Here is an 18,916-nt window from a genome sequence, read left to right on the forward strand (position 1 = left end):
GACTTACGTCTGTTTTCGCTTTTTCTGGATAACGACAACTGTTGTACCAACAATGATGGCTGCAAGTGCAATCGCGATGATCAGATTTCTTCCTATACCGCCAGTAAAAGGCAAGCTTGTTTGCGGTTTGTTAGTGACTCTCAGCTCAATCGATGCATCATCTGCGGTCGTTAAATCGACAGTTACTCTTTGGGCGGCCTTCAATAATTCATAGCCTGTAGGCGCTTGGGTTTCCACTACCCAATAATCGCGTGCGACTTCGCTGTTTTCGACATAGTTATTATTATTGGCATCTGTCCAATCTAAAGCTAATCCATCAAAAGTAGCGTGGCCATTTGCATCAGAAGTCGAAGTTAAGAAAGTGACCCCTGATGGTAAATTGGCATCTTCTGCATAGCTATTTCCATTACTAGCAATGAAAATTTTATTGTTCGCATTACTTTCCGAGATGGCAATTTTGAATTCAGCGCCAGCTAAACCAGTCCCGCTATTTTCTGAAATTTTCTCGATATCAAAGCCACCAGTATAGTATTTCGGGTTCGTCGTTTCTGGTGGTGTCGTACTTTTTGGTCGTTGGCCTGGAAGTTGATGATTGACGGTAAAGGTATTTTCAACAATATTGTTCCAATATTCTGGAACATGCGTAGTAAGCATCGTACGGATATCGGTATAGCCATTTGCGACTGATCCAGCTTTGATGAGACCAGCTTCTGTCAAAGTAGTTGTCAGTCTATTTGTCTCAGCATCAAATGAGACCGTATAATCGGCAGGCGCCAAGTCTGTCCATTCACCACCAGCTTGTCTCACTTGCATTTTTGCGCTATCTGGAATATAGGTTAAATCACTATTTAGTTCGTCTACCATTGAGAAATTTGGTTGTAATAGTCCGCTAGAATCTCGATAAACAATGGGTTGGCCAGCGACCATTTCAACAGTATCCACCGCCTGTCCGGCAGCATCTAAAATGTCGATCGTCCCAGTTTGACTGGCGATTTGCCAGAGACCAGCAGGGATATTGGTAGTTAGCTCCCATCGAAAGGTTTGCCCAGCTTGGACAGAATCACCTTTTTGATCATTAATTGTTTTGTCAGGATGCAACAAATCTTCTAAAATATTCTTTGGTTCAACTTGTACATCATAGATCAATGAAGATAGATCGGTACGACTGGTTTGCGGAATATGCACAAAGAAAGGATAAACAGCTGTTTCGATTTTTTTTCCATCGGTTGCAGCTAAATTTGCGCCTGTACGTTCATCTGGTAATTCAGTAACTAAATAGATGCCATCATTGGCTCGACCAATGCCTAAGTCAAGCGTTGCTTTTCCGCTTGTGTCAGTTGTAATCGTCTGGGCGTTGAAAGTGGGGTCGATTTCGTAATCGGTACCCAATTGTTGTTGTTTTGGATCAGTTAAAGAGCTACCACTTGGTAATTTTCTCACCCGTTCCACTTTGAAATTGATTCCTGGTATCAACTCTCTATCTGGGTTGGTGATAGTACCATCTCCTCGTGGTTCTAACTCGCTGAAGTCAGTGATCGCATACTTCCAAATCGTTAAGCTTCGCCTAGATGTTTCATTAGCAATTGCGTTATCAATTGTTTCAGCTAAGGCGATTGGTGCATGAGTTAGTCGCAATGAATGGTCAATAGAAGGTAGACCGATTGATAAAAGTGTCGTAGCAAATACTAATTTAGATAATGTCTTTATTATGGATTTCTTCTTCATTTTCTCCCTCCTCAACTATCAAGTAATACATGTCCAAATGTATGCGTACGTTAGATTTACTGAGTGATTGAACATGTACGCTTGGTTACATACATAGCTCAAGAGTAGAGGATGAAAATGATTTCCAAAGCAAAAGTTTCATAAATGATACTTTTATCATTAAAATAAGGTGAATTTATAATGATAAAACAGTTAACTGGATTTTGCTAAATGAGTGTACTAAATAAAATATTCGTGTCAATGAAACATCGGATTTACTGAAAAAAAGTGAGTAAATTTAGCTTCTAAGTAGATGAAAAAAACAATCAGACCAATGGCTATAGAAAGCGTAGTCTGATTGAATAGTTGATCGAAATTACTCGGACATTTGTGCAATGACCTCCACTTTTTCCCATAAGGTATGGAGTGTTTTGATTTCGAATACACCTTTTTGTTCGTCTCTAAAGACATAGGCAATGATTTTTTGTAATCGGGTATATTTTTTTTGTCCTCGTTCAAATTCTCCGTTAAGTGTTAGTTTTGCGGCATACAAGAATAATCGCCAAATCCGAAAGCGATAATTGAAACGGTGAGGTGTTCGCTTCAAAATAAATGTCGTTGCAATAGTGACATTGCTTTTACGACAAGAATCTAAGGCTGTTTCGTAATACCCAAAATACAATAGATCCAAGACTAAGGGGTCTAATACTTCTTCATGATTCGTTCTGCGGTATAAAAAGCGTTTAAAAAAATAATCATATTCTTCAAAATTAAGCGTTTCCGTAATTGAAGAAAAAAGTTTAAGTTCGATGTTTGTCCATAGATCAATCCCATTTAAATAAGTTTTTACTTGTTGGATCAATGTTTCGTATTCTTGACAATCGCCAATGAACTTGCTGTGGATTAGACCAGCGCGCCAATATACATATTGATAACCTAAACCATCTGTTTTAACAAATTGGTCTAACGCTTGCGTTTTTATTTTTGCGATCTCAAGATAATCAAACGTAGCGAGGGCTTCAGCCAACTGGTTTTCTAAAATTTTAGAACCTTGTTTGATCAAAGGGATGACTTCTTCAAATTCCGTTAATTCGATTCCAAGAATGTCAATGATTTTTAGAAAATTGGTCAGACTGATTTCGCCTTCTCCGCGAACAAAGCGATAATAAGTAGGTCTTGTGATGCCTGTAGCAAAAATCGTTTTTGTGGAAATCTTTTTTTCTTTTCTAATATCATTCAATAATTCCCCCAAAGCAAGAGGCGTGTTTACATTGTTGATCACCGGATTCACCCTTTCTTTTATCTTTTTAATTAAAAATGTTATTTAATTTTTAAAATAAGTTATGTTTTTATTCGGAGGATAAATATCCCTCTAATTATTTTATATATAAATATTATAATGATAAGGTAAATTTGTTTTTAAATTTATTTTTAGATAACATTTAACATTTTGTTTATGTTATTAAAAAATAATATTTAATTATCTTAAGTGTAAATTTTTTTGATGTAGTGATAAAGTTATTTGCTTATGAATGAATCGACCAGTTTTCAAGTTAAGAAAATTTTAAGAATTAATGCATCATTCTGCTTTCTGTGAAAATTTGTACAAAAAATTCTTAAATCGTAGAAGAGTGTCATATATGAAACTCTCTGTCACCGCAGAGCTATTACAGTTTAGGGTAAGGATAATTAAGCTATTAGCTACTTGTATGTAGGAGATAAATAGGATCGCTGAAAATCAATGATTTAGTAAAAGGGGTAATTTTTATGGAAAAGGAAAAAATCTTATATAAAAATGGCAAGAAAATAATTATTAGGAGTACGAGTATCACAAAGCGTAATGTTTACAAAAGAAAGATTGCAGGGGCATTGATGGTCCTTGGCACGGTAGCAAGTAGTTTTAGTCATAGTATTGCTTCTGCTGATCAAATCATCACGAATACGCTTGAAATAGAAGAGACCCCTAGTCCGTCAATCGATGAGATGGTCTTGTCAGAAACGACCACGAACTCAGATGGTGATTTACTTGAAGCGGAAGAGGAGGGAGAGGTATCTAAAGAAGAAGATCTTGAAGTGATTTCTCCTTCACCTGTCCCAGAGGTGCCACATCAACCGGCACCAGAGATCTACCCGCAACAATCTGCACCGGAAACGCCCAAGCCGCCAATATCAAGACCACCAACAATAACATCTGAGACGCCAACAACGCCTCCACCGACAGGATCAGAAACCAATGTTAGTGAGGGCTCTGGCATAAATGATGTTGGGTCAGTTCCGATTCAAACGGAACCCGAGGGGGAAGCATGGAGGTCTACATCTGAATCATCTTTAGAAGCGGTACCTATTGAGGCGGTGCCAACTGAAACGGGAGAAAGTGTAACGGAAACCAAAGGACCGACTGCCCGAACCGAACAGAGTAACATCTTTTTTAGAGGTTTTTCTGCCAATATGACCACGGAAGCTTTTATTCAAGAAATTGCGCCGGGGGCTAGAAAAGTTGCTTTAAGCAACGATCTATATGCATCCGTGATGATCGCTCAAGCCATTTTAGAATCGGGTAGTGGAAGTAGTCAATTAAGTTCATCTCCTCATTATAATCTCTTTGGAATAAAAGCTTACACCGAGGAAGATTCGGTGGAATTTTTAACACAAGAAGATGATGGGACGGGAAACTTATACACGATCAGTGCACGTTTCAAATCTTATGAATCCTATGAAGAGAGCTTTTTAGATTACGCAAAATTATTACGAGAGGGATTAACGCACGATGCTGATTTCTACTCAGGTGTTTGGCGTTCGAATACTTCTTCCTATCAAGATGCTACAAGGTTTCTAACGGGCAGATATGCCACAGACACATCCTATTACCAAAAATTAGATGCGTTGATCGATGTCTATGACTTGGAAAAGTTTGATATTGAAATCGATGAACTAATGATGGGAGAAAACGGATTTATCAACCCGTTGGAACACTTTACGATTACGAGTCACTACGGTATGAGGGGAGCGGAGTTCCATCGAGGGATCGATTTAGCTGCAAATGCCGGAGCGCCGATCTTTGCCAGTGAAGCAGGGACAGTTATAAAATCCGAATATCACGCTTCGTGGGGGAATGTCATTTCGATACGTCATGAGAACGGACTATTTACATTGTATGCGCATCAAAGTGTCAATGTTGTTGAGCCAGGGCAAGTTGTTCAAAAAGGGGAAGTAATCGGTTTTGTTGGATCGACGGGAAATTCTACAGGACCACATTTGCATTTTGAATTATCGACAGATGCCAGTATGGAACAACAATTTTTAATCGATCCGCTTGAAATCATGCGACTATGAAAAGGAGGAACCTATGAACTTTAATGCAGAGCAATTAAGGAAGATCACTTTCCCTACGGTTTCTCTCGCGGGGTACAAAAAGCAAGATGTAGATGATTTTTTGACACACGCAGCAAATGATTATGATGCGATGAAAGAGACCAACACAGAATTAGAGAAAAGACTGACACTTGCTGAAAATCAAAAAGAGAGTTTAGTAAAAGTGTTTGAAAAAGAAAAAAGTGATTACTTGGCTGAGATCAAAGAATTAAATGCTAAATTGAATGAAGCAAGTAAAGATGAAAGAGACGTGCATGCCAAAAAAAGAAGTTTTGAAAATGCCTTGATCATTGCGCAAGATGCAGCGTTGAAGATTGAAGAAAATGCTGAATTAGAAGCCAGACGTATGGTAGGTGAAGCAAGGACTGAACAAGAAAATATTCTCAAAGAAGCAAAGGTTGAAGGGAATAGCATCAAAGCCGAAGCCTATAATTTATTAGCTGAAGCAAATGGAAAAGTCAGTGAAGCGAACTCTTATTATGAAGAACAGATGACGAAGCTGGAAAGCGAAAAAGAAAAAAGGACCAAAGAAATCATGCAGTTGGAAAGTGAAGCGAATAACGTTCGCTTGCAAATCATTTCAGAATATCAACGTGCCATCAATAATTTGTCTGAGGGGAAATGGCAAAACTGGATAAATACAGTTAAAAAAACGGTCAGCGATGGCATTGAATAGTTTGAACAACCTTTCGACTGCCCCTACTTTCACCACGAACTTAGTCGGAGGATATAATAAATTGGAAGTTGACCTTTTTTTGGAAAAAATCAAAGTAGAACATGAAGAAATGACCCACACTATCCAAAAGCTAACTCTTGAGAATGAAACGAAAACAACAGAATTGATCAATTTGATCAAAGCTAATGCGACCGTTTCTTCTATATTAAAAGAAAAAATGACTAAGATAAATGTGTTAGAAAAGTCTTCCCCGACCAAACAGACTGAAAAGTTAACAGATACGATTCAAATCACTCAAGCAAAAGAAGCACTGTCTATTGAAAAAGAAAGCATCCATTGTTTGAAGAACGAGTTAAAACAGAGGCTACATGAATTCGAAGATTTTCGAACAAGGAATATTGAAGCATGGCGCAGTTCGATGGCTCTGCTGAATGAAGAGATAAACGAAAGTACAAGGAAGCATGAGAAAAACGTTGGATTAGTTCAGTAGGAAAAAGTTTGGAGGTTGAAGAGGTGACAGGAATCGATAAAAGCGCATGGGCTTACAAACGACAAAAATTAGAAGTCTTGGCTAAGAAACGTGTTACTTCTATAGAAGTATTACAAGAATTGAAATTTATGAAAAGAATCGATGCGATTGAATCAAAAAATAAATCAACGAAGTAACTACTTGTTGATTTTTTATATCAGACAATCACTGAAAACCACCAAGTAAGGAGTAGCCATCCTTACTTGGTGGTTTTTTATACTCCATTCTCTCCTTTTGCACACTAAAAATAGTGTGCAATGCAAAAATTAGAGTGTGCTTGATAAAAACCAACGTGAAAACCCTTTTATACCAACTTGGTAAAGCGATTTCAAAGTTGGCACGATACTTGCATTATATAAAAGTGTAAGAAGAAGAAAAGGAAGTGTTCAAAATGGAAAAAAGAACAATCATGCTTGTCTGCTCTGCAGGAATGAGTACAAGTTTATTAGTGACAAAAATGCAAAAAGCAGCAGAAGAAAAAGGCGTAGAAGCGGACATCTTTGCAGTTTCAGCATCAGAAGCTGATAGCCAACTAGAATCAAAAAATGTAGACGTTTTATTATTAGGTCCACAAGTACGTTTCATGCAAAGTCAATTTGCTGAAAAACTAGCACCAAAAGGAATTCCATTAGATGTCATCAACATGCAAGACTATGGCATGATGAACGGTGCAAAAGTATTGGAACAAGCAGAATCATTGATCAATAAATAAAAAACAGGAAAAAGAGGGAAGAAAATGGAAGATCAAAAAAATTTAGAAGCGATCATGGGCTTGATCATGTTCGGCGGCAACGCAAAAAGCGATGCAATGGAAGCGATTGCGGCTGCGAAAAAAGGTGACTTTGAATTAGCAGATGCAAAAATCAAAGATGCAGAAGAATCATTAGTCCAAGCACATCATTCGCAAACAGGGTTATTAACACAAGAAGCACAAGGGGAACACATGGAAGTTACTTTGTTGACCGTTCATAGTCAAGATCATTTGATGACATCCATCGCGTTTACAGATTTAGCAAAAGAAATCATTGATCTATACCGTCGTATAGATGCTTAAATAAAAGTTTTCAAAGGAGAAAAGAGGAAAAGATATGGATAGCTTTGTAGCATTTATGGAGAAACACTTTATACCAGTCGCATCAAAAATCGGTGCGCAACGCCATTTAGTGGCCATTCGTGACGCTTTTATGGTCAGTATGCCATTGATGATCTTAGGCGCTTTAGCTGTAATGATCAATAACTTGCCGATCCCTGGATTCCAAGAATTGATGAATTCGATTTTTGGTGGTGAAGCTTGGAAAGGGTTCGGTGCGGCTGCTTGGAACGGAACGTTTGCGATTCTTTCTGTTTTGATTGCGTTCTTATTAGCTTATCATTTAGCAAACGGTTACCGTAAAGATGGCGTATCTGCCGGAGTGATCTCATTAGGTTCATTCTTCGCACTAGGCGGCGCTTTAGGCATGAGTTCAAACGGATTATTTATTGCAATTATTGTCGGAATTATTTCAACAGAGATTTTTGTTCGTTTAAGTGGAAATGAAAAATTGATCATCAAAATGCCAGACGGAGTACCACCAGCAGTAGCAAAAGCATTTGCTTCATTATTGCCAGCAATGATCACGATTTCATTGTTCGCACTAGTTGCTGCAATCTTTGCGGCATTCGGTGTTGCTGATATTGTTGGAGCATTCTACACGGTGGTTCAAGAACCATTTATGGGTCTTGCTAACTCTTACCCATCTGCATTGTTGCTTGCGTTTATTACACCGTTCCTTTGGTTCTTCGGACTACATGGAGCAAACATGGTCGATCCATTGATGCAAACCATCAATGCGCCAGCGATCCAAGCAAACGTCGAAGCGATTGCTAACGGCCAAAGTGCACCATTTATCGTCAACAAACCTTTCTTTGACAGCTTTGTCAATTTAGGTGGTACAGGTGCGACACTAGGATTACTGATTGCGATCTATTTAGTAGGACGTAGAAACAAACCTTATATGGTCGTAACGAACTTATCGATTGCACCAGGAGTATTCAATATCAACGAACCAACCATGTTTGGTCTACCAATCGTTTTGAATCCAGTGATGTTTATTCCATTTATTTTAACACCAATGGTTTTAGTAACTGTTGCGTACTTTGCGACATCAACAGGACTTGTACCAGCAGCTACAGTAATGCCACCATGGGTAACACCACCAGTGATCGGCGGATTTTTAGCAACAAACAGTCTTTCAGGCGCAGTGTTATCTGCGGTCAACTTACTGATTTCAATTCTGATCTATCTACCATTCGTTAAAGTAGCAACGATCCAAGAAATGAAAAAAGACGCATTGAACGCATAAGAAATAAAAAACGGAGAGCAAGTGATTGCTTTCCGTTTTTTTTTGTTACTACTGTTATCATTGCTATTTTTCAGAAAGCAACGTATAGTTTTTGTAAGCATTCTATTTGAATAGGAGGATAGCGCATGAATACAATAGACATTCAAAAAAGGATCGAACGATTCCAAGCATATGGAAACACACTTCCAGGAGCTAGGGTATATTTTCGCGAAGATTGGGAAACGCTTTATTTTGATTTGGATGGTAAACAGTTTGGGATGATGAGTCCAGAAGCGAATGAAAAAGCATTGATCACGTTAAAACATTTTCCAGAAAAAAACGAGGAATTACGAACGATGTACCCTGAGATCATTATACCGGGTTACTATGCCAATAAGAAACATTGGAATTCGATCATGTTAGGCAAAGATGAATTGTCAGACGAGGAAATCGAGAAAATGATTTTGATTTCTTATGAATTGGTACTAGCTAAATTCGCTAAAAAGAAACAAGAAGAAATCAAAAACTCAGTGATAGAAAGTGATTGAAAGCTTGAAGGGGCATCAATCATTTTCTAGTCGATGAAAAAGGTCTGGAAATAGGGGCAACCTATTTCCAGACGCTTAATAAAATTTGTGCAGATGGACTCAGAATGTTTGGATCGATGATTCGCCTCTACCTCTTTGTCACAGAAATAATCAACATCATCGGACGTCTTAATTCGTCTTTCATACCAGGCATATCTAACATATGTGACGGTGGCATTGGTTCAAGCACATGGTTGATTTGAAAGCCATTAGACAATAATGTCTCAAGATAAGTTGTAATCGTTCGATGATATTTTTTTACAGAAGATCCTAGGAAGTTTGTGTCACGCTCCCCTTCGTCAAAATAATGATCAACTGGAAAGTACATGATCTGACCATCATCTGTATAAATCCAATCTTGCCGACCATCTGCTGTAAAAACAGGATGTTCAACTGAAAAAAGAAATTGCCCATTCGGTTTTAGGAAGTGATGGACATGCTGGACGAGTTGTTCCCAATTTTCTACATAATGGATCGCTAAAGAACTGAACACGAAATCAAATGAGTCTTTCGCAAACCGGATCGTTGAAATATCGTCTTGCATGTAACTGATCGTGTCATCATTTGTTCGAGCGCTAGCTTCTTCTAGCATCTTCTCAGACAAGTCAACACCAATGATTTTTTTTGCCCCTTGCGAAGCAGCGTAACGACAGTGCCAACCATAGCCACATCCAAGATCAAGGACTGTTTGTCCATGGAGATTGGGGAAGATAGTTGCAAGCGTGGGCCATTCTCCAGCACCTTGTAAGCCTTTTTGGCTACGAGGCATTTCTTTGTATTGGTCAAAAAATTGTTGATCGTCGTAAATGTTTGTCATAATTGTTTCCTCCATGTCATTATTTTATACCACTAAACAACATGGAGCTCGTCTCTTTTGTGTGCAATCATCTCGCTCACTCCTTTGATTTCTATTCTAGCTTAGGTTAGAAAAAGAAGCAAAAATCCAAGCAACAGATAAAAGTACTTCGTGGTCTAATTTGACACTGCGTATAGAATGACTGGAGGTTGCAAAATTGAATATGTATCAATGGATCAAATTAAATGAACACCCAGAATTACTGGAAGAAACCGCAAGTTGGTTTTCCTCAAAGTGGGGCATTCCTGCTGAGGTTTATGCGGAAAGTATACGTACTGGAATCATCGAGAAGGAAAGTATTCCTCAATGGTATGTCATTCTCGATGCAAAAGGTGCAATCGTGGGAGGAGCAGGTGTCATCGAAAATGACTTCCATGACCGCCCAGATTTAGCACCTAATCTTTGTGCTTTATATGTTGAACCGGAGCATCGGAATCAGGGATTAGCAAAATGGATATTAGAACAAACCAGAGAAGAGATGCATCGATTAGGGTTCAAAAAAATTTATTTGATGACAGACCACACCTCTTTTTATGAACGATATGATTGGTCATTTTTAACTATGGTCAAGGAAGAAAGTGGAACAACTGCGCGGTTGTATCAAATCACTACAACAACATAAAGAGAAGCATGAGATGTTGAATCAAATCTCATGCTTCTCTTTTTTCGCTTGTTCTCTTCGTTGTTTCTTTTCATCGTAAATAAAGACATTTCGCACGATACGTAAGATGGGGCGAGTGGTCAAGAAGATGGCGCCTGCTAAATACAAGTAATTACTGTAATAATCAGGGATTTTCGTGAGCAAAGCAATACTCCCTAAGACATAAAAAATCCCTGTGAGTAAATCAACCGCTAAAGAAATCAATGTGTAACGATTTTGGAAATACAAGCGAAAACGCCGTCCGCGGATCTCAATATCTTCTTCTTTGCCAATCTCGACATCATGGGTATTTCGTTTGATTCTTGGCATATAAAATCACCTAACTAGTTTTTATTTCTACGGTTTCAAAACAACTTTGATATTTTTATCTTCTTTTTTATCAAAAATCTCGTATGCTCGAGCCGCTTCTTCTAACGGCATCGAATGAGTGATGATTTGAGTTGGATCAAACATTCCTTCTGCAATCATGTCATAAATTTTTGGCATCAAATGGACAACTGGTGCTTGCCCATGTTTGACGTCAATATTGCGCATAAAGAATTCTTGAAGTGGATAGGAAGAAGCAGGTGTCATATAAACACCAGTGATTTGCACTGTCCCAAATTTTTTGACCGCTTTAGCAGCCATTTGGATAGGTGAGATCGTTCCACTTTGTAAGCTAACTAAATTTTTAGCTTTTTCTTTTGTTGGCTCTAAACCATCCATTCCGACACAATCAATGATGACATCTGCACCGCCACGAGCTAACTCATATAAATCATCTCCGGCTTGGTTCACGTCGTCTAATAGATAGGTTTCGATTTGATTATAGCGGACTGCTTTGTCTAATCGGTGTTTGACTGGATCGACCGCAATGACACGTTTTGCTCCTGCCATTACAGCAAATTTTTGTGCAAATAAACCAACAGGACCTGAACCTAAGACGACGACTGTATCATCTTTTTTAACCCCTGCATTTGCAACGCTCCAATAAGCGGTTGGTAAAATATCAGATAAAAATAAAACTTTTTCATCAGGTAAATCATTATCTGGAACGATAAATGACGTAGAGTCGGCGAAAGGTACCCGAAGATATTCTGCTTGACCACCCCAGTGATTTCCGTTCAATTTACCAAAACCGAATAATCCGCCGTATAATTCTTCCTGATTGGAATTATCACACTGACTTTCCATATGGTTTGCACAAAAATGGCAATGACCACAACTAATATTAAAAGGAATAACGACACGTTGTCCTTTTTTCAACTTCTTCACTTCAGAACCAACTTCTTCAACAATCCCCATAGGTTCATGTCCAACGACATAGCCTTTTTCCATAACGGATTCCCCATGGTGATAAAGATGGAGATCAGATCCACAAATCGCTGTTGCAGTGATACGGATGATTGCATCGGTTGGTGCTAAAATTTTTGGATCATCAACATTTCTAATTTCCATTTTTTGCTTTCCTTGCCAAGTGACTGCTTTCATCGTAGTGCTCCTCTCCTGTTTTCGTTAATAAAACTAACGATAGTTATTTATAAACTCATTCTAAGGGAATGTTACTTTTTTTCACAATGAAACGCGCTTTTAGTTTTAGTTTAAAACAGTAAAATAACTTTTGACGAAAAAAGGAAGTTGTAGTTTTATTGACTGAAAGTTATAATTATAGTAGTTGATTTTCAACGAAATAAAACGTAAAAGAACAATTTTTTGTGCTGACCTAGGAAAGGAGAGAAATGAGAAATAGTCGATTAATCAAAATAATTATAGGAGTTGTGTGTACAGTCTGGCTCTTTTTTTTATCGATTGGCGGACTTTTTTATACGACTTTAGCAAATGAAGGATTTATGAATGAACAAATCAAACAAGCAAACTACATACAAAAGGTAACGAAAGAGATCAATGGTCGTGTCCAGAGCTATCACCAAGAAGCAAGAGTCACTCCAGAGGTGCTTGCCGACAGTATATCTGAGGAATTAGTCAAAAAGAATATCGAGCATTTTGTCAAAGAAACTTATCGTGACAAGCAACCAAGCTTGATCCAAGCAACGGAGTTGGAAGAACATATCAAAGAGACGATCCATACATATAAAACAGAACATGAGATCAATATTGAAGAAGGGATTGCGGGAGAAGAACTCGCTTTACATATGATCGGCGGGATCTTTGAACGAAGTGTCCAACCAAGTTATCTGCATCTTTTTATTCGAGGAATCAATGACCTGAGCCACCAGGTACTTCACTATGCTTGGGGCATTGTGAGTGTGAGCCTATTGATCTTAGCAGGATTCATTTATTTCAATCCAGGCTCTATCCGTTCACGTATCAAAAAATTTGCGTGTAGTCTGATGGGCGCTGGACTGATCAGTCTAGCATTTGCCACAACTTTATACTATGCGCAGATTTTGCAGACGGATGAGCAAATGGAGTCACTTCAAGGCTTGATGCGAACATATCTCACTAACTTTACCCTGAGTGTTTTATTGATCGGGGGAAGTGAGATTGTTGTGGGCGGCTTCGCATGGCTCCTTGCAAAAAGAGAAAACAAAAAAAGAACTGTCGGACAAAATCAAAAATAGCGAAAAAACAAAAGTCTTCCGCCTATTTCCATAGGTGGAGGACTTTTGTTTTAGGACTGAAGTCGCACAGAAAAGTGGACTCCTTTAGTGAACCTCAATCAAACATTTTTTTCGCTGCACGCATCAACGTAGGGATATCTTTGTCATAACGTGGTGTTTTCACCAAACGTGACATTGGAATACCTGCAAAATGGAATGCCGCAATTTCTCCTGAACGAACAGCACTTTGTTCGGTAAAGATCATTTGATAAGGCTGTTCCACGAACTCACCAGTAAAGGCAAGGTTTGTTGAATGTTTAGGAATGACTTTTGGTCGATCACTTTTCGCACGATTGTTAAATAAGGCAGAAGCATATGGCATGTAAACCGGAATATTATTGATGACGCTATCGTAGATTTCGGTTTCTTTTTCGCGAATGTTTACTGGACCAGGATCAACTTTTGAAAGCTGACCAAGCAATTCTTCCAACATTTCTTTTCCGTTCATTTTAATATACTCTTTGTCGACAAATTCACCACGTCGTCTTGGATATAAGAAGTAGCCCCAAATCACTGTTTCATTCGGTTTTTGTGAAGTGAAATGCGGTTGATGATGCACAACGATCGACATATTGACATCTTTTTGACCAAGTGGGGTAATCGGTGTCGTTGAAATAAATGAATTCAACGCATTACCTGGTTCTTGTGTCGTGATACGTGTGATCTCGTTTAGCAACACATGATTTTTTGTTGTCAACGTAAAGCTGACCCATTCACTTGCGTCACGATCTGCGAAAAATTTATCTGGATTACCTAAATTGTAGAATTTTTCACTGGCTTTTTTCCACAAACTAGAAGCAGCACCGTAATCCATATTTTCCTCTGCGGGTGTTTCGTAGTCGCCAAGTGTTGCTGAATCAGTGATCGAACCATTCGTAAATAATACGCCAGTATCTCCATCAACGATGACATGTTCTTCTTCTTGTGTTTTTGTATTGATCATTTTCAAGCCAGTCACAGTGATTTCATCTTGCATCGCTGTTTCTTTGAATTCCCAGTCAACGACACGACGATTCAAAATGATTTTACAACCTTGTTCTTTCAAATAATTGATCAGTGGCAACATGATGCTTTCGTATTGATTATAGCGTGTCCGATTGACCCCAACTAAATGCTCGATTTGAGTAAACTCATAAATCATTTGGTGCATATAGCGACGTAATTCTTGTGCAGAACTACGTGTTCGAAAAGCAAAAGTCGTTTCCCACATAAACCAGAAGTTTGTTTCAAAGAAATGAGGATCATCTTTGAAATACTCAGCGATCGTCACATTATCTAATTTTTCTTCTTCTGAATCAGGCATGGCGATTAGTTTCGTTAATAATACGCGATCTTTATTGTTGAAGCCCAATTTACCGCCATCAACGATTCCCTTGCCACCTTCCAACAAACGAGCTTTATCAAATGTCGGATGTTTGGCATCGAAATCTCGTGTATCTTCTTCGGCTGTCATGCCCGGTTCTGTGGCAGAAGGGATACGACTGAGTAGATCCATCAAATCGACATACGTACGGTAATTCAGCATACGTCCACCACGTGCAACGTAGCCTTTTTGATTTTCTAAGGGGTGATTTTTGTTCCAATATTCATCAGTAACTGTGTCAACAGGAGCGCCATCATTTGATCCATGGTCATCTAAGGAGTAGAAAGTGATTTGATCTCCACGCCATTTGCCTTCTTGGATCAAATAAACAGCTGCTGCCATATTCGCGATTCCTGCACCAATCATAATTGCTTTCTTTTTTTGCATCATGCGTTCCTCCAATATTTACCAATTCATTTTCAAAGCGATTTTTCTAGATTGATTCAAATTCATCATAAAGGTGACTATCATCTTCTAGTAAGCCTGTTTTTTTGCCAAGATAAACAGCACCTATAGCAACTAGTCCTAAGCCAATGCCTACTTTCAACCATTTCTTGCTCATAAAAAAACCTCCTTTTGGTTTGTGAACTATTTCTACTTCAAAGCATAGAACGTTTAGAAAAATAAGCCAAATGATAGGGTAAGTGAGCAACCAGAATTTTTGACAGTTCAGAGGAAGTGTCTGTTTTTTAGTGTATTTTGTAATAAATTCTTAACAAAGAGAAGTAAAAAAATTTTGGGAATGAGTTATAACGCGTTTTAATTCATGTGAATCAGAAAGGTGTGGAAAAGATGAAGAGTTTAAAGGTGAGAAAAATTGGGAACATTGTCGGTAGCATTTTACCAAAGGAACTTGGGTTATATGAGGGGGATATTTTGAGCTATACGAAAGAAGGTACAACATTGATAATTGATACAAAGGAAGTGATGAGAGAACAAGACCGTAAAGAAATAGAAAAAGCATTTGATGATTTCTCAAAAGGTTTGATAGTCTCCGAATCTGAAATGAAAGATACATTTAGTAAGTATGGTTGAGGTGAGTAGATGGTAGATACGATTGTGTATTCGGAGAGTTTTCGCCAGAGGTTAGAGCAGTTGATCAATGGATGGGGAAATGAATTATTTTTATCTAAAGAAAATATTCGACATTTTACAAGGATGATCGATCAATCAATAGAACTCACTAAAAATTTCCTTGAAATCCATGAATAAGTATCTATGTTATATCATTTTCATGAACGTACATATCATATACGAATCGAAAAAAATATGCATATGTTACCGAATAGTTAAAAAGAAACATCTTATTTTGATTGGTAATATTTGCTCAAACTGGACGAAACTCCGTACTCTTAGTAGGATAGGAGTAGAAGAAAAAGTGGGGTGTAAAGATGTTTAGTGAAACATTGGTCCATTTGTTGGAATGGGTGACTGCGATTTTGAATATTTTCTCGATTTTAGTCTTGTTGGTTGGTATTTTTTTAGTTTTTAAAAATTTGATAATGGAACGTCCATTGATCAAAGATTATGCGACGCGTAATCGGCGGAATGCGGATATTCGAAAGTTACTAGCTAGTTATATTTTGTTGAGTTTAGAAGTACTGATCGTGGCAGATCTTATTGAATCTGTCATTAAACCAACTTGGACAGACATTTTAAAATTAGCATTGATCATTATCATTCGCACGATCATCTCTTATTTTTTAAATTTAGAAATCGCGAGTCATGTATCGCATGAAAGAAGGAAAGTTTGATGGAAATCAGTTGGATGACACTTCTTTATCCATATCTTGAATGGTTGGTCTTGATTTTAGATATTTTTGCCATTGCGGTCTTATTATGGGGTGGTTTTCTTTCGATCAAAGATTTTTTGAAAGATTCCTTGAACCCGTCATTCAAACAAAATGAACGGATTCACCAAAATAACGGCATCAAAAAAATGCTGGGTGGGTATATCTTATTGAGTTTAGAGATATTGATCTCTGCTGGGATCATCGAGTCGATCATCAAACCGACATTACAAGATATTTTTCAGTTGGCCGCATTAGTCGTGATTCGTACGATCATCTCTTACTTCTTGAATAAAGAAATCGGTCCAGCGGATGTCTAAGTTTGCATAATCATCATAGGCAGAATGGGCAAATGATATTAGTGATCACGTCTCTTAAAATTGGATAAATAGTTTTTCAGAAAGTAACAATTATAAAAAAAGCTAGAAAAACCAAAATCTTGTAGGATGAATTTTTGGTTTTCTAGCTTTTTTTATGGAACTGTCTAGTTTTTCACACACTTTATACGACAGAATAAATGTGTGCAAGAGTTACTATTACGAAAGTATGCCTCCCTCATGAACTATTTTTTACAAGCAATATAATCGCTTGTTCCACTGTTTCGACTGAGATTGGAATAACATGTTCCATGGACAAGGCAACAGGGGTGTAGAGTGTACGTTCACACAACAGCCGGTTAGAAGAGGCTGCCACAAAATCGAGAGCTTCTTTACTTAATTGTTTATAAATCATTGGCTCAACGGAAATGTCACATGTCGTAACGGCCTCTAAAGCTTCGCGATAAATCAAGTATTTGATATCTGAGTTGGTCACGATCCGCACAGTTAATTTTTGTTTATCTAAGCGTAAAATACCAGTCAATTCAATAACGAATGACCGCAGACAATTTGGATTGATCTTTAATTGATAAGGAAGTGCATGGCTCCAATCACTAACGATCCGTTTTACTTCTTCAAATAACTCTCGTTGTTCATCGGTCAATAAATGAAATTTTTCAGGTAAGAACAATTGATAGTTTTTCCAAGCAGAACGCAAAATACGTATCAACGCACGCTCAAAAGCTTTGTTTCCAAGAAAAGGATGGTCAAAATGTTGTTCAAATCGTTGGATCAATTGTTTTGTCTCTGGATTATTTTCAATAAAGACCTGATGCAATTGGGCAAAATCCTCTTCGATTGCTTCATAAGAATCAAATCCATAATCACATAGATTGAAGAGTATCAGAATAAAATAAAATTCATTTGGTTGAAAAAATTGCTTAAACGGACTTTCTTCCCAAGCAGCAAGAACGAAATGATAAATCGGTCTCTTTTTGATTTCATCGATGAATGATTGATCGATTGATAGCGGGGCATCTTTTTGATAGAACAGACTGATCAGAAAGCCTGTTTGCAAAATCTCTTGGGTATCCCGATCATAGATTCGCCCACTTTTTTTAGTGACTGCTTGAATAAACTCTTGCGCTTGGACATCAAAGGAACAAGGAAGAGAGAGGTCAGGCAATGTGCCTGTCCGATAGCTCACATTTAGCAAAACCAAGCGTCTTTCGATGTCGGTAAAGTGAGGGGAATGATGTTCAATGGCGATATCGCATGCTTGAAAGTAGTCTAACACTTGTTTCTTCAATGCGTAAGCTTTGCTGACTGAAACAAATTCGAGTTCGGTCAATTGGATATAATCTGGTTCATCTTCTAAGTAAAGAAGGCAAGTTTTTAAAAATAAAGACGGCCGAGAGAGTCGTTGCATCAATTGGAAACGAGAAATTGTTGGTGCGAAGTATAAAGAATAGGTTTCTTTTTCTTTTGATTGATAAATGATTTGGTCGCTCAATTCTCTACTTAAGGCTTTGATATCATTCAACAGAGTCGTTTGACAAACATGTAACAAAGTAGCCGTCGTTGGAAGATCGACTTCCTTATTTACATAAAACTGTCCACAAAGAAAGAGTTGGCGTAAGAGATTTTTCTCAAGATAATGTTCAATCATGGGGAATCCTCCCTATTTGTATAGTCATGCACAAGCACGTAGCTATTATGCCATGTTTTTTGTAGATACGCATCTATCACCCAATCTTTCTTAGCAAACAAGATGCTAAATTTACTTATTTTTGTTATTGTATCTGTTTTAATTAAAAAAAATGAGAACTGATTGATAAAAAGAACCAAATAGAAAAAACAAATATGACTATTTTTCAGCGAATAAGTACATTTGATTTCTTTTTTTTGTTCGTGACCTAAACGTTATAATCAATAAATTGAGCCATTCTTAGATAGGAAGTTTAGTCATATCGTTCGTTTTTTTGAGCTAAAAATACAGAATAATCAGACTTTATTTTTTTTGTCTTCAAAGTAAGAAATATAAAGGTATGTTATTAAAAAAATTTTTTTAAAATTTGAGCGTATAGTCAAACACGTAAACTGATCAAGCAACAACAGCCGGCTGAGTATTTCCTGTGAT

The 18,916-nt window shown here is 37.7% G+C and carries 22 protein-coding genes; 14 read left to right on the plus strand and 8 right to left on the minus strand.

Annotated features, from left to right (window positions below):
- Positions 1 to 3 precede the first annotated feature (3 nt).
- Entirely contained in the window at positions 4 to 1,725 is a 1,722-nt protein-coding gene (locus IGI79_RS01565; RefSeq protein WP_195273695.1) for a SpaH/EbpB family LPXTG-anchored major pilin, read from the minus strand.
- 355 nt (positions 1,726 to 2,080) lie between these two features.
- Positions 2,081 to 2,986 (minus strand): helix-turn-helix domain-containing protein, encoded by a 906-nt coding sequence (locus IGI79_RS01570; protein WP_019723255.1) that lies wholly within the window; start codon positions 2,984 to 2,986, stop codon positions 2,081 to 2,083.
- A gap of 485 nt (positions 2,987 to 3,471) precedes the next feature.
- Here IGI79_RS01570 and IGI79_RS01575 point away from each other — a divergent pair, with 485 nt between their 5' ends.
- From IGI79_RS01575 to IGI79_RS01610, 8 genes are all read left to right on the plus strand, one after another.
- On the plus strand, positions 3,472 to 5,037 hold the full coding sequence (locus IGI79_RS01575; protein WP_438845629.1) for a peptidoglycan DD-metalloendopeptidase family protein: 1,566 nt from the start codon (positions 3,472 to 3,474) through the stop codon (positions 5,035 to 5,037).
- A gap of 13 nt (positions 5,038 to 5,050) precedes the next feature.
- Positions 5,051 to 5,752: a DivIVA domain-containing protein gene (locus IGI79_RS01580; protein ID WP_195273693.1), complete on the plus strand. Its 702-nt coding sequence runs from the start codon at positions 5,051 to 5,053 to the stop codon at positions 5,750 to 5,752.
- 61 nt (positions 5,753 to 5,813) lie between these two features.
- A complete protein-coding gene (locus tag IGI79_RS01585) occupies positions 5,814 to 6,242 on the plus strand; it encodes a hypothetical protein (protein ID WP_195476194.1) in 429 nt (142 codons plus the stop codon).
- Positions 6,243 to 6,265: 23 nt separating this feature from the next.
- Positions 6,266 to 6,418 carry a hypothetical protein gene (locus tag IGI79_RS01590; RefSeq protein ID WP_181055344.1) on the plus strand — a complete coding sequence of 51 codons (153 nt, stop codon included), beginning with the start codon at positions 6,266 to 6,268 and terminating at the stop codon, positions 6,416 to 6,418.
- A 254-nt stretch (positions 6,419 to 6,672) separates the two neighbouring features.
- Positions 6,673 to 6,993, plus strand: coding sequence for a PTS sugar transporter subunit IIB (locus IGI79_RS01595; protein ID WP_010736487.1), 321 nt, complete (start codon positions 6,673 to 6,675; stop codon positions 6,991 to 6,993).
- A gap of 24 nt (positions 6,994 to 7,017) precedes the next feature.
- The gene (locus IGI79_RS01600) at positions 7,018 to 7,335 is read left to right on the plus strand and encodes a PTS lactose/cellobiose transporter subunit IIA (protein WP_010736486.1); all 318 of its coding nucleotides are present in this window, start codon (positions 7,018 to 7,020) and stop codon (positions 7,333 to 7,335) included.
- Positions 7,336 to 7,369: 34 nt separating this feature from the next.
- The gene (locus IGI79_RS01605) at positions 7,370 to 8,623 is read left to right on the plus strand and encodes a PTS sugar transporter subunit IIC (RefSeq protein WP_065096885.1); all 1,254 of its coding nucleotides are present in this window, start codon (positions 7,370 to 7,372) and stop codon (positions 8,621 to 8,623) included.
- A gap of 125 nt (positions 8,624 to 8,748) precedes the next feature.
- Positions 8,749 to 9,150 (plus strand): MmcQ/YjbR family DNA-binding protein, encoded by a 402-nt coding sequence (locus tag IGI79_RS01610; RefSeq protein WP_066026160.1) that lies wholly within the window; start codon positions 8,749 to 8,751, stop codon positions 9,148 to 9,150.
- A 127-nt stretch (positions 9,151 to 9,277) separates the two neighbouring features.
- Here the strand turns inward: IGI79_RS01610 and IGI79_RS01615 are convergent, their stop codons facing one another.
- Positions 9,278 to 10,006 carry a class I SAM-dependent methyltransferase gene (locus IGI79_RS01615; protein WP_195273689.1) on the minus strand — a complete coding sequence of 243 codons (729 nt, stop codon included), beginning with the start codon at positions 10,004 to 10,006 and terminating at the stop codon, positions 9,278 to 9,280.
- A 202-nt stretch (positions 10,007 to 10,208) separates the two neighbouring features.
- Here IGI79_RS01615 and IGI79_RS01620 point away from each other — a divergent pair, with 202 nt between their 5' ends.
- Positions 10,209 to 10,667 (plus strand): GNAT family N-acetyltransferase, encoded by a 459-nt coding sequence (locus IGI79_RS01620; protein WP_179948055.1) that lies wholly within the window; start codon positions 10,209 to 10,211, stop codon positions 10,665 to 10,667.
- A 21-nt stretch (positions 10,668 to 10,688) separates the two neighbouring features.
- On the opposite strand, the gene IGI79_RS01625 is transcribed toward IGI79_RS01620, so the two are convergent.
- Together IGI79_RS01625 and IGI79_RS01630 are read right to left on the minus strand one after the other, a co-directional pair.
- Positions 10,689 to 11,015: a YrhK family protein gene (locus IGI79_RS01625; protein ID WP_010736481.1), complete on the minus strand. Its 327-nt coding sequence runs from the start codon at positions 11,013 to 11,015 to the stop codon at positions 10,689 to 10,691.
- Between the two features lie 27 nt (positions 11,016 to 11,042).
- Positions 11,043 to 12,176 (minus strand): alcohol dehydrogenase catalytic domain-containing protein, encoded by a 1,134-nt coding sequence (locus IGI79_RS01630; protein ID WP_019723244.1) that lies wholly within the window; start codon positions 12,174 to 12,176, stop codon positions 11,043 to 11,045.
- Between the two features lie 248 nt (positions 12,177 to 12,424).
- Here IGI79_RS01630 and IGI79_RS01635 point away from each other — a divergent pair, with 248 nt between their 5' ends.
- On the plus strand, positions 12,425 to 13,267 hold the full coding sequence (locus tag IGI79_RS01635) for a hypothetical protein (RefSeq protein WP_071866205.1): 843 nt from the start codon (positions 12,425 to 12,427) through the stop codon (positions 13,265 to 13,267).
- Between the two features lie 94 nt (positions 13,268 to 13,361).
- Here the strand turns inward: IGI79_RS01635 and IGI79_RS01640 are convergent, their stop codons facing one another.
- Positions 13,362 to 15,056 (minus strand): oleate hydratase, encoded by a 1,695-nt coding sequence (locus IGI79_RS01640; protein WP_071866206.1) that lies wholly within the window; start codon positions 15,054 to 15,056, stop codon positions 13,362 to 13,364.
- Positions 15,057 to 15,102: 46 nt separating this feature from the next.
- Entirely contained in the window at positions 15,103 to 15,231 is a 129-nt protein-coding gene (locus IGI79_RS01645) for a hypothetical protein (protein ID WP_019724379.1), read from the minus strand.
- Between the two features lie 230 nt (positions 15,232 to 15,461).
- Between IGI79_RS01645 and IGI79_RS01650 the strand changes: the two genes are divergently transcribed.
- From IGI79_RS01650 to IGI79_RS01665, 4 genes are all read left to right on the plus strand, one after another.
- Positions 15,462 to 15,704 (plus strand): AbrB family transcriptional regulator, encoded by a 243-nt coding sequence (locus IGI79_RS01650; protein WP_071866207.1) that lies wholly within the window; start codon positions 15,462 to 15,464, stop codon positions 15,702 to 15,704.
- A 9-nt stretch (positions 15,705 to 15,713) separates the two neighbouring features.
- The gene (locus tag IGI79_RS01655) at positions 15,714 to 15,881 is read left to right on the plus strand and encodes a hypothetical protein (RefSeq protein WP_179948047.1); all 168 of its coding nucleotides are present in this window, start codon (positions 15,714 to 15,716) and stop codon (positions 15,879 to 15,881) included.
- A 179-nt stretch (positions 15,882 to 16,060) separates the two neighbouring features.
- Positions 16,061 to 16,423: a DUF1622 domain-containing protein gene (locus IGI79_RS01660; protein WP_071866208.1), complete on the plus strand. Its 363-nt coding sequence runs from the start codon at positions 16,061 to 16,063 to the stop codon at positions 16,421 to 16,423.
- The gene (locus IGI79_RS01665; RefSeq protein WP_066026548.1) at positions 16,423 to 16,779 is read left to right on the plus strand and encodes a DUF1622 domain-containing protein; all 357 of its coding nucleotides are present in this window, start codon (positions 16,423 to 16,425) and stop codon (positions 16,777 to 16,779) included. The genes IGI79_RS01660 and IGI79_RS01665 overlap by 1 nt, the downstream gene beginning before the upstream one ends.
- A gap of 235 nt (positions 16,780 to 17,014) precedes the next feature.
- Here the strand turns inward: IGI79_RS01665 and IGI79_RS01670 are convergent, their stop codons facing one another.
- Entirely contained in the window at positions 17,015 to 18,445 is a 1,431-nt protein-coding gene (locus IGI79_RS01670) for a DNA-binding protein (RefSeq protein WP_104776468.1), read from the minus strand.
- Positions 18,446 to 18,916: the final 471 nt, after the last annotated feature.

This window comes from Enterococcus sp. AZ084 (assembly GCF_051714905.1).
Taxonomy (GTDB): Bacteria; Bacillota; Bacilli; order Lactobacillales; family Enterococcaceae; genus Enterococcus_B; species Enterococcus_B pernyi.